9 protein-coding genes are annotated in these 11,429 nt (G+C 38.7%); 3 read left to right on the forward strand and 6 right to left on the reverse strand.

Going from position 1 to position 11,429, the window contains the following annotated elements; all coding sequences use genetic code 11:
* Positions 1-63 precede the first annotated feature (63 nt).
* The 6 genes from DWX23_RS21595 to DWX23_RS21620 form a co-directional block, all read right to left on the reverse strand.
* Positions 64-657 carry an RNA polymerase sigma factor gene (locus DWX23_RS21595; protein WP_122356611.1) on the reverse strand — a complete coding sequence of 198 codons (594 nt, stop codon included), beginning with the start codon at positions 655-657 and terminating at the stop codon, positions 64-66.
* A 215-nt stretch (positions 658-872) separates the two neighbouring features.
* Positions 873-2,318, reverse strand: coding sequence for a hypothetical protein (locus tag DWX23_RS21600; RefSeq protein WP_199673358.1), 1,446 nt, complete (start codon positions 2,316-2,318; stop codon positions 873-875).
* 156 nt (positions 2,319-2,474) lie between these two features.
* Complete coding sequence (locus tag DWX23_RS21605; protein WP_122376007.1) at positions 2,475-2,837, reverse strand: DUF3244 domain-containing protein; 363 nt, start codon at positions 2,835-2,837, stop codon at positions 2,475-2,477.
* Positions 2,838-3,001: 164 nt separating this feature from the next.
* Positions 3,002-4,615: a lipopolysaccharide assembly protein LapB gene (locus tag DWX23_RS21610; protein ID WP_122376008.1), complete on the reverse strand. Its 1,614-nt coding sequence runs from the start codon at positions 4,613-4,615 to the stop codon at positions 3,002-3,004.
* 208 nt (positions 4,616-4,823) lie between these two features.
* Positions 4,824-6,458, reverse strand: a complete 1,635-nt coding sequence (locus tag DWX23_RS21615) for an OmpP1/FadL family transporter (protein ID WP_122376009.1) — start codon at positions 6,456-6,458, stop codon at positions 4,824-4,826.
* An 82-nt stretch (positions 6,459-6,540) separates the two neighbouring features.
* A complete protein-coding gene (locus tag DWX23_RS21620) occupies positions 6,541-7,917 on the reverse strand; it encodes a hypothetical protein (protein WP_122376010.1) in 1,377 nt (458 codons plus the stop codon).
* 698 nt (positions 7,918-8,615) lie between these two features.
* Between DWX23_RS21620 and DWX23_RS21630 the strand changes: the two genes are divergently transcribed.
* Genes DWX23_RS21630 through recA form a run of 3 tightly spaced genes read left to right on the forward strand, consistent with a single transcriptional unit; the run spans position 8,616 to position 11,318 of the window.
* Positions 8,616-9,809 (forward strand): saccharopine dehydrogenase family protein, encoded by a 1,194-nt coding sequence (locus DWX23_RS21630; protein WP_122362677.1) that lies wholly within the window; start codon positions 8,616-8,618, stop codon positions 9,807-9,809.
* A 1-nt stretch (position 9,810) separates the two neighbouring features.
* The gene (bcp, locus tag DWX23_RS21635; RefSeq protein ID WP_122356619.1) at positions 9,811-10,269 is read left to right on the forward strand and encodes a thioredoxin-dependent thiol peroxidase; all 459 of its coding nucleotides are present in this window, start codon (positions 9,811-9,813) and stop codon (positions 10,267-10,269) included.
* A gap of 5 nt (positions 10,270-10,274) precedes the next feature.
* On the forward strand, positions 10,275-11,318 hold the full coding sequence (recA, locus tag DWX23_RS21640; RefSeq protein WP_122376011.1) for a recombinase RecA: 1,044 nt from the start codon (positions 10,275-10,277) through the stop codon (positions 11,316-11,318).
* The last annotated feature ends 111 nt before the right edge of the window (positions 11,319-11,429 follow it).

The following is an 11,429-nucleotide window of genomic DNA, read 5'->3' on the forward strand; positions in this document are numbered from 1 at the left end:
ATATGAACCGGAGAATATTTTTGCGGATGATAAAAATCCTAATAGGCTCGCTACGCGAACCGATTAGGCCATAGATAATTCTATACGGTTTTCATCTGCCATACGACGCATGTTCAGGATCGCATAACGCATACGCCCCAAGGCGGTATTGATGCTGACACCTGTAATATCGGCAATTTCTTTAAAGCTCAGATCCTGATAATAACGCATTTCCAGCACCTCACGCTGACTGTCGGGCAAATGTTTCACCAGTTTCTTCACATCCGACAATACCTGATGGCGTACGATATTATCTTCAATCGTTCCGTCGCAAAGTTTGATGTTATTGAATAGATCAACTTCCACTTCATCGTTGGACACAGTATTTTCACTGCGTTCCTGACGGAAGTTGTCAATGATCAGGTTGTGTGCAATACGTGTAATCCATGCCTTAAACTTGCCGTTTTCTGTATAACGACCTTGTTTAATAGTCATAATCACTTTGACAAAAGTCTCTTGAAAGATATCTTCTGTCAACTCTTTATTGCGGACTATAAAGTAAATATAGGAATGGATACTACTTTTATGACGGTTCAACAACACATCAAATGCAGCATTATTACCTTGCGCATAAAGGACAACCAGTTCTTCGTCGGTCATCGATTTTAAAGTCTTCATTACTTCTATGTTTTATAGTTTCTTTGAGTAATGTTTATGCTATAGGCAACGAGGTTTTAAATGTTAGACAATTTTGTTTTCGAAAACAAAAGAACAAAAAGTATTTTAAACAGACAAATATTTCTGTTATTTTTATACAAAAATGTCCCCTACCTGTACATTTTATGTACAAACAGGGGACATTTGCTAACAAACTATATTCATTTACCCATTAGTCACATTTCTTCAGGAGCTATATATAATCGATACCAACCTGTATAATATTTAGGATTAAGAACAGGATAGAAAATCTTATTACCAGCCCAATCTATACTAGATTCCTCCACCATAACAGGATCTCCAAAATTTACTACAACTTCGCCCAATTCATCATTACCCTTTGTTGTAGTAGACTCAAACCCTATAATATGATTTTTTTTAGCACTAGCTCCAAATTTTAAGCCCTTCTTAACTGTTGTACCCCAAGATATATCAAAACCGATATTCCCTGCAAATTCAACAGTTGTTGACTCTGTATTTTTAATAGATTCTGTATCATCGACTTCCTCTATTGCAATTTTTACAGAAGTAGCATAATCTTCCAAATTCCATTCAAAAAGAGGGAGCTTCATATCTTTCTTTTTTAAAAACATTGAATATTTAGCACCACCACGACCGCTACCGTTACTTGCCCCAAATAAATCATTACCATTAGCTCTAAAATAAGTCTTAAGTTCACTACCAACAAGAGATACAGACCCTAAATAAACTTTCACCAAAAACTCAAATTCACCTTCTGTCCAAAGAACCTGTGGGCTTCTATAACCTCTTTTCTTTGGGTCTCCAGCTTGATCTGATATCTTGGCAAGAGCTGTTTCCGGATTTCCCAGCAATTCAAATCCAACTATACACTCCTTAAATTTATAAATAAATGGTCCACTAACACTATCTCTAGAAATACCATCTTCCGGTTTCAAATTATAATAGACATAATCTCTATGCCATCCATCTACATTTTTATAAATACTATACGCATCTTCTACTTTTTTCAAATTATGAGAGACAGGCTCTCCTCTAGGACTCCCTCCCCTATCACCTTTTAAAGCAACTGTATTTATTTTATTATCAAGATTATTAAAGACATCATCTATAAAACTAAACACCACATTCGAATGTGATCGCGTTTTAATAGTTCCACCTTGTGTACTTGATGATTTAGTATGAATATCACCTCCAGCAATTCTCTCATTTTCTTTTACTACAACAATAGGATATGTAGGAATTTCTGCCGCATCAATTACATATTCTCCTTTTTGAATATTATAGGCAGGGATACCTTCCTGATCAAATGTTCTTATTGCAACATCAGGAATATCTATTTTTATATTCCACAACTCGGCTGAAAACGAATCTTCAGGCAACTCTGGAACAAATATTGTCAAGTTAGAAATCTGATTTTCAATTAAATAAAAGAAATCCTTATCTAAATATTTCGACAATAATCCTTCTAAAGTCGTATTATCGCCCAACACTTCATCTTTAACCATAAGATAAAGAACGTCATAGTCATAATCAATTTTCTCCAATGCTTCCTTTTTGATCAATTCTCTAGCCGGAGCACTTTCTGCCAAAACTTTCGATAACGCTTTACCAAACTCCTTTTTTATTTCAGTGTTTGTCATACTAATAACGCAACCAGTAGCTAATTCTGGCTTATCAGACGAAATTTCATCCGTACATGATGATATCAGAAAGTACCACATAGCATAATACTTACTGTAAGAAGTTGTTTAAATGTTTTCATAATGAATTAAATTTAAATAATGTAGATAAATAAATCAAAGATCAAACTCACCTTCTACACTATTATATTTATTAGATACGGATACTACATAATTACCCTTTTGATCAAACAATGGGATAACGAGAGAAGAATCATTTAATGTATTGATCAATTGATCATAAATAATATTACCAGATAAATCTTTCACACAAACAGTGACTTTTCCTAAATTATCTAGAAACTGCAAATGAAGTGTTTTATCACTATCCTCTATATAAGCAATAATAGGATTTTGAGTTGTAACACTTTTAGGTTTCCTAATCCAATAATTTTTAAAACGTATTTGTCTTAAGGCAAACACAGGCATCGTCACCAATAATGCCAATACTGTTATTAACCAAATTTTTAAATTTCTCATATATTATAGTATTAAGGATTTGATGCAAAATTACTAATCACTCATTAGTAATACTATGAAAACGCTCAAAACGCCATACACAACCTCACACTGATAATCAAGATGTTACAGAACAAATAATAGACAATCAAGGTCTCCACTACAGAGATGTATAATATTAAATATCAATCACTTAACACATCATTAATCAAATAATCATAAAGACTCCCTTTATCTAACTGAATATTCAATCGTTGGCGCATTCTGAAATGACGAGTCCATACAGAGGCTGGATTCACACAAAGCAAAATAGCTTCGGACTTAACATCAAAATTGAATAATAAAAAACAACAATACCTCCAATCTGAATCCGATATGCCAGGACATAATTCCAATATCTGAGATTTAAACTTAGGATATACAATCTTCACTTCTTTTTCTATAGCTTTAAACATTTTCTCTGAAATCAAGACTTTTGTATTACCAGGTATATGTTTTTGAGAGAGTAATAACAGCTTTTTACCAATTGCTGAGTTTAACAATTGTTTTTTCTTTATTCTATTCAACTCTTCATTCAAAGATTTTATTTCATCTTCAAGTTTATTTTTTACCAAACATTCCTTTTTCATCGAATCTAACAACCTCTTCTTTTGCTCTAATTCGAAAGACAGATTTAACACATCTATATTAAATTGTAGAATTTCAGCCTTTTGACTATGTATTTTGTCCTTGGCCCTTTTCTTAAATAATACATACACTAAAGATACAACCAATAAAATAAATATGGACAAAATAAACAAAATCACATATATTTGCTGCGAAAGTTTTAATCTTTGGTTTTCTTGTTGAACTTTCAATTTATCGTACTTCTTCTCCATTTCCAATAAATTCGCCTCATTACTGGCTATTACACTAGAATCGAATACATCTTGATATTGTTCCAAATAAAACAAAGCTTCTTTATATTTACCTTGAACTTTATACAATTTATATTGATTATACTTTACCATATCTATATATAGTCCACTCTTATTATTCTCCACTTGGGCCAGATAATCAGATGCTCTATCCCAATCACCTACCTCAATATACAAATCAGATAAAGCTAATAAATTAGGAATTCCACACATAACCGTATCAATTGCGGCCGCACGAAGTAAATACTTTTCAGAGTCTGCATACCGTTTCATAATTCTATATACGTTTCCAAAGCTATTATAAACGGCTATTTTTACTATAGAATCTTGCAATACAAATGCTAATGAATCAGCTCGTTCTAAATATGACAAAGCCAATTCGCATGAGTCCTGAAAAGCTAGCTCCCTGGCGATATCCTTTAAAGCTAACGTATAACTTCTTGTATTTCCTGATTTATAAAAATACTCGGCTGCTAACTCATAATTTCTTTGCGCACTTTCAGGATCATTTTGTATCTCAAACAAATCCGCAATATAACTGGAAACATATGCAGCACTATCATAATCTTGTATTTTTTTAAAAAGGCTAAGTGCATGCAAATAAGCATTCATTGCTTTTTCATATTGCATGTCTTCCAAATACGAGCGACCTAAATAATAATTAATTTGGCCTTGTTCATCAATAGTCCCACAATCAATATACCAACATAGAACCTTTTCATAATCTGTTACACTCAGTAGTCTTTTGTCTGTTTTATCTGCCGCTTTCGAAACCAGAAGACAAGATTTAGCAAAACAAATCTCATTCAAATCGTTCTCATTAATTAAACTATCCAATACAAAATAAACACTGTCAGGATATAAGTCCAACAAAAACTCCATTTTTTCAATTTGTATTTGTTGAGAACTTTTTAAATTACAACTAATACAGACTATAGAAAAAAAGAAATAAAATAAACACCTCACCACTAGTAAAATTTTATACATATAAAGAGTATATTATTGTTATCTTTAATCATAAATACAAACATAAAAATAGGTGATACTTTCAATATTAGAAGTACCACCTATATTATATATAAAATACTCTTTAGAACTTATAACCCAAAGTTAAAGCGACCTGTGTTGTTTTAGTCTTTAATGAGGCGGGATCGGATTTAACGACAACACCCTCATCCAGTAACTTATTAATATCACTTATTCCTGCCTGATATGTACTGGGAAAAGCATACCCGTCTTCTTTATATACACGATAAACGCAAGCCAAATCCATATAGAAATTTGGAGTGAAACGATATCCCAAACCTACCGAATAGGAATTTGTACCTTTATCAACTGTATAGCTAGGAATAGTACCTACGATACCTATAGCATCGACTTCAAATTCCCCCTTCTCATTCTTCGGCGGAATTCCATCTTTTACATGCTGCTTCATCGGAGATGTTTTCCATAAGGTACCGGCACGAACAGAAAACTGGGGAGTAATCTTATATTCAGCGCCGACCTTCAAAGTTCCAGACATTCCAAAATCTTTTTTAATATCTTCAGTAGTGCGTAACTCATAACCATCCACGTCATTCAACACCATCCTCTTGTAATTCGTCAATTCATAATCGGCACTAATCAGGAAATTCTGTCCGACACCGGCAATACTAAAGATCCAACGATCCGGCGTACGAAGACGATAATCACCAGACTGATAATCAGGCGTATTTTGTGTATTCCAGTCTTTATTATTAATGGTTGTCCCAGCTGTTCCGTGAAAATAATCCGTCATTTTATACCATGTCGGAGAATTATATGCCACACCCACACGCAGAAAATCTACCGGACGAACGATTGCCCCAATATTGAATGCATAGCCCGTACCATCAGTAGACAATCCATTATCCAACCGTAACTGGCTATTTTGAGTAAAGTCTTCCGTATATTCCGTACTAAGAGTATAATCCAAATCTGTTATCGCAACCGTTGCTCCCAAGAAAAAGCGATCGGAGATATTGGTTGCAAAAGAAATGTTATATTGCCCTATTGAACCTTTTTCATTCACTAGCAGATTAACGTTCTGAGGACTATAATTAAGCCATTCTCCATCTTTTTCATGCCCGAATGCAGAATGGTATTCCTTATTGTTTCCAGCATAATTATCCACGAAACCGGCGTCAAAACCTAAAATTCCCAGCCATGAGATACTGCTGTCAAAATAAGGATCATAATTTTTATCACCATATCTAAGATCATTTTGATCTGTGCCATACAATAAATCAGCCACATAATCAGCGACTGAATAAGCCTGGGCACCATTCATCCGGTAAGAACGGTTAAAATCCTTTACCCGGTTATAAGAAAGTCCAATATTCCAACCGACAATTCCTTCATCATTTCCTGTCGGAAAGTAGCCAACATAAGCAATATTGTCAAAGTTAAACCTTGTCTTACTTTTATCTACGCTCATGCCGTTCCAATCGGAATTCGTTTTCGCAGATGATAGACTTATCGTAGTAACAACTTCAGAACTACGATATATCCCCAATCCGGCAGGATTGGTAGACATAGACGATATATCCCCACCTAATGCACCAAAAGCACCACTCATTCCCAAGTAACGGGCCGTCCCGTTCAATTCATTTCGTGACATTTTGTACGCATCCATCTCACCTTGTGCATATGCAATACCTCCGGCTAAAAAAAACGCCGATATAAATAAGCACGTTATTCTTTTCATCGTTTCTGTTATTTCTTATACATTAAAATATATAAGGGCAAGTAAATACCAGCCCTTACATTATACCAATTCTCTTTTTCTATTATCTGCGACCACCAGAACGGCCACCGCCTCCTCCGCCACCGCTTGAACGGCTGCTACTGCTACCTCCGCTACTGAATCCGGAACTACGGCTACTGCTGCTGCTGCTTCTGGCAGGAGCAGAATAGGTACTCTGGCTTCTGGAAGGAGAAGTGCTGTAACTTGAGCGGGAAGAACTACTGCTACTTCTGGCAGGAGCTGAGTAAGATCCTGATGAAGAACGAGTGCTTGAACCGCTGTATTCACTTCTGCGGGTAGTTGTACTTGGACGGGTACGTACGGTTGCATCCGACTGTACACGACCGGAAGAAGTACCTCCGCTAGAACGCAAACTACTACTTCTTGTCGTTGATTCCCCTCTTACTGAAGACGAAGAAGAGGAACGCGTTGAATAACGATCAGAACTTCTGGCACTGGACGAACGATTACTTTCGCTTCTCAATGATGTCGCGCGAGTCGACGAATTTCTGTTAGATGAATACCGGTTACTGCTTACCCCATTATTATTATACCTGCTTGAAGAGCTTCTTCCTGAAGTATAACGGCTTGACGTCGAACGTCCGGATGACCTATAACTATAGGGATTATAGTAATTATGATGGTGATGGTGTCCCCAATAGCCGCCACCATAGTAGCCGCCGTAATAACCACCGCCCCAATAACCGCCGTACCAAGGACTACTCCAACCTGCATAGAAGCCACCCCAGCCCCAGCCGAATCCCCAACGAGGGCCATACCAGGATGAGTAAGTCCACCAGGGGCTATAACTATACCACGGATCATACCAGTTATAATACCACGGAGAGTTCCAGCCATACCAGCCTCCCCAGCTATTACCCATGTTGATATTTACATTTACATTCGTATTACCGTCGGAGTAATCCGTATCATAACCATAGCTGTAATAACCGTCGCTCAGATACAGATCCACCTGGTCTGCACCGGCAATCGTGATCTTACTCGGAGAATGATAACGTACGATACGTTCGGTATATTCGGTATCCGAACGACGTTCCGATTTCTTCGTTACCTTCTGATTGTTATCCGGTAACTCTTCGATATAAGTACCGTCCTCCTCATCCAGATCCTCGTTATAAGGTTCCTCAACGTCGACAGATGTATATCGTCTATTGTATTCATCCACATCCCTATCTTTAACGAGCGTCGGTTGTGAATCCGATGCCGAAGCCAATACGATTGCAGATGAAGAATCCTTTGCATCTTCTTTTTTGGATTGTATAACCTTCTCTTCTGTCTTTTCTTTCTTTTTTTCTTTACTTGAAGAGAAATACACATCATCAAAGAACTCCTCCTGGGCCGCGGCACTGAAGCCGACCAGAAGCATCACCACTAAAGATGTTAATTTCATGGGTTTCATATTCGTTTCTCCTCTACATTAATATATTTATTCTACTGTTTAGACTCTGTTTCCATCGCCAGGGTTTAAATGCGCACTCTTAATAACTCTAAAAATCTCGCATTCTATATACAAATATAACGCGTTCCCAATAAGAACCAAGCATTTATATATACTTTAACTTTAATATTTATCCTAACATTGGGTTCTCATTAGGTAAGATGCCGTTTGGTCTACAAACGCTGCATCTTCAGGAAACGTTTACATCACTAACCTCCGCAAATTCATCCGATTCAGTGAAATTGAAAATGAGACCAAACCCTTCTACCTAAACAACTAAGAATAAACACATTAAACGACATCATGAAATTATTTTGTAAGAAGGTTAGAAATTCCCTCTTTAATATAGAAAGAACTATATATAAAGATATATAAGACATCTGATTTTTTTATTTTTTTTATCATCCAACTCCCCCTTTCGTACTTAAAGCTTATGACTTTTGTTTTCAAAAGTCCCTTATTTCATCATCAAAAGTCCCTACTTCTATTTTCAAAACCCATGACCTCTTCTCCCCTTGCCGATACGGAGAGAACAGGCTATTAGCAGGTTGATTGTTTTTAGGCAACTGTTTGATTTTTTTCCAAAGATAAATCGTATATTTGTCCTTTGGTTTAAAACCTTGTAAACTGTATATTAACAAGATTAATTCTATTTGTAAATGGGAAGAGTATTAGTTATTGGTGCAGGGGGCGTAAGTACCGTTGCTGTTAAAAAGATCGCGATGAACGCTGATGTTTTTACCGATATCATGGTAGCCAGCCGCACGAAAAGCAAGTGCGACCAGATTGCTGCCGATATCAAGAACGTGAAGGTGAAGACAGCACAGGTCAATGCGGACAACGTGGACGAGCTCGTTGCATTATTTAATGACTTCAAGCCTGAGTTGGTTGTCAACCTGGCTTTACCTTATCAGGACCTCTCCATCATGGACGCCTGTCTGGCTTACGGTGTCAGCTACCTCGACACCGCCAACTACGAACCGCTGGACGAAGCGAAATATGAATATAGCTGGCAATGGGCCTATAAAGACCGTTTTGAAAAAGCGGGGCTGACAGCGATTCTGGGATGCGGATTTGATCCGGGCGTAACAGGGGTATATACAGCTTATGCAGCGAAACATCATTTCGACGAAATCCAGTATCTGGACATCGTCGACTGCAACGCAGGCGATCATCACAAAGCATTCGCTACGAACTTCAATCCGGAAATAAACATCCGCGAAATTACCCAGCGTGGTAAATATTTCGAAGACGGAGAATGGAAAGATACAGATCCGCTGTCGGTACACAAGCCGCTGAACTATCCGAATGTAGGTCCGCGCGAATCGTACCTGATGTATCACGAAGAACTGGAGAGTCTGACAAAGAACTTCCCGACCATCAAACGCGCCCGTTTCTGGATGACGTTCGGACAGGAATATCTGACTCATTTACGTGTAATACAGAATATCGGCATGTCACGTATCGACCCGATCATGTACAATGGACAGGAGATCGTCCCGATCCAGTTCCTGAAAGCCGTACTGCCTAACCCGGGCGATCTGGGTGAAAACTATACGGGTGAGACTTCGATCGGTTGCCGTATCCGCGGTATCAAGGATGGAAAAGAACAGACCTACTATGTCTACAACAACTGTAGCCACGAAGCAGCCTACAAAGAAACAGGCGCCCAGGGTGTAAGTTATACGACAGGCGTTCCCGCCATGATCGGTGCCAAACTCTTTATGCAGGGAATATGGAAAAAGCCGGGTGTATGGAACGTGGAAGAATTTAACCCCGATCCGTTCATGAAGGAACTGAACGAGCAGGGCTTACCCTGGCACGAAATGTTTAATGTAGATCTGGAATTATAATATGGCATTACAAGTAGGAGACAAAGCCCCCGAAGTACTGGGGATTGATCAGAACGGAAATGAAATAAAACTCAGCGATTTCAAAGGTAAGAAGTTAGCTCTTTACTTTTACCCGAAAGATAACACCAGCGGTTGTACGGCAGAGGCCTGCAGCCTGCGTGACGGTTACCAGGAACTACAGGCAGCCGGTTATGAAGTGGTCGGGGTAAGTAAAGACAGTGCAAAATCCCATCAGGGATTTATTGCGAAACAGAATCTGCCTTTCAACCTGATTGCTGATACGGACACAGCCCTGCAACAAGCCTTTGGCGTATGGGCAGAAAAAAAACTGTACGGACGTTCATACATGGGGACTCTCCGTACCACCTTTATTATCAACGAAGACGGTGTCATCGAAAAGATAATCGGTCCGAAAGAGGTGAAGACGAAAGACCATGCTAATCAAATCCTTAATTCATAAAAGGGATGGCAAAAGAAGACAATTTATTCGAAGAGGGAAAAACCCCGGAAGGTAAACCGGCTGTGAATGCCGACAAGTTAAAAGCATTGCGCGCTGCAATGGACAAGATTGAGAAGAACTACGGAAAAGGTTCTATCATGAAGTTGGGTGACGAAAGTATAGAAGCAATCGAAGTGGTTCCGACCGGTTCCATCGCACTGAACGCCGCTTTAGGCGTCGGCGGTTATCCGAAAGGACGCGTTATCGAAATATACGGACCGGAATCTTCCGGTAAGACAACCCTGGCAATCCACGCAATTGCCGAAGCACAAAAAGCGGGTGGTATCGCAGCATTTATCGATGCAGAGCATGCATTCGACCGTTTCTATGCTGAAAAGCTGGGGGTCGATGTGGAAAACTTATGGATCTCGCAGCCGGACAACGGTGAACAGGCTTTGGAAATTGCCGAACAGCTGATCCGTTCGTCTGCCGTAGATATTATCGTTATCGACTCTGTTGCGGCATTAACACCGAAAGCAGAAATCGAAGGCGATATGGGCGACAGCAAGATGGGATTGCAGGCTCGTTTGATGTCACAGGCACTGCGTAAACTGACCGGTGCAATCAATAAAACAAACACGACTTGTATCTTTATCAACCAGTTGCGTGATAAGATCGGTGTCATGTTCGGTAACCCGGAAACAACGACCGGTGGTAATGCACTGAAGTTCTATGCTTCCGTACGTCTGGATATCCGTAAGATCGGTACATTGAAGGATGGCGACGAAGTGAAAGGTAACCAGGTTCGCGTGAAAGTGGTGAAGAATAAAGTAGCACCTCCTTTCCGTAAAGCTGAATTCGATATCATGTTTGGCGAAGGTATTTCCAAGGCCGGAGAGATCATCGACCTGGGAGCAGATCTGAACATCATCAAGAAAAGTGGTTCGTGGTACAGTTACAACGATACAAAACTGGGACAGGGACGCGATGCTGCAAAACAATGCGTCAATGATAATCCTGAACTGGCTGAAGAGTTATCCGGATTGATATTTGAAGCATTGAAAGGATAAGCTAAGTATAGTAATATATTAATAGAGCTGTGTCAAAATACTAAATAGTACACAGATCAAACAGATGATCACAGATTATATATTGAATATAAACGTTCTGTGGTCATCTGT

The sequence above is a fragment of the Parabacteroides sp. AF18-52 genome, assembly GCF_003479145.1.
GTDB lineage: Bacteria > Bacteroidota > Bacteroidia > Bacteroidales > Tannerellaceae > Parabacteroides > Parabacteroides faecis.

What these genes read in the sequence shown, in the direction of transcription:
- DWX23_RS21595 (WP_122356611.1), bottom strand. Translation starts at nt 657, where the DNA reads ATGAAGACTTTAAAATCGATGACCGACGAAGAACTGGTTGTCCTTTAT.
- DWX23_RS21600 (WP_199673358.1), bottom strand. Translation starts at nt 2,318, where the DNA reads ATGACAAACACTGAAATAAAAAAGGAGTTTGGTAAAGCGTTATCGAAA.
- DWX23_RS21605 (WP_122376007.1), bottom strand. Translation starts at nt 2,837, where the DNA reads ATGAGAAATTTAAAAATTTGGTTAATAACAGTATTGGCATTATTGGTG.
- DWX23_RS21610 (WP_122376008.1), bottom strand. Translation starts at nt 4,615, where the DNA reads ATGGAGTTTTTGTTGGACTTATATCCTGACAGTGTTTATTTTGTATTG.
- DWX23_RS21615 (WP_122376009.1), bottom strand. Translation starts at nt 6,458, where the DNA reads ATGAAAAGAATAACGTGCTTATTTATATCGGCGTTTTTTTTAGCCGGA.
- DWX23_RS21620 (WP_122376010.1), bottom strand. Translation starts at nt 7,917, where the DNA reads ATGAAACCCATGAAATTAACATCTTTAGTGGTGATGCTTCTGGTCGGC.
- DWX23_RS21630 (WP_122362677.1), top strand. Translation starts at nt 8,616, where the DNA reads ATGGGAAGAGTATTAGTTATTGGTGCAGGGGGCGTAAGTACCGTTGCT.
- bcp (WP_122356619.1), top strand. Translation starts at nt 9,811, where the DNA reads ATGGCATTACAAGTAGGAGACAAAGCCCCCGAAGTACTGGGGATTGAT.
- recA (WP_122376011.1), top strand. Translation starts at nt 10,275, where the DNA reads ATGGCAAAAGAAGACAATTTATTCGAAGAGGGAAAAACCCCGGAAGGT.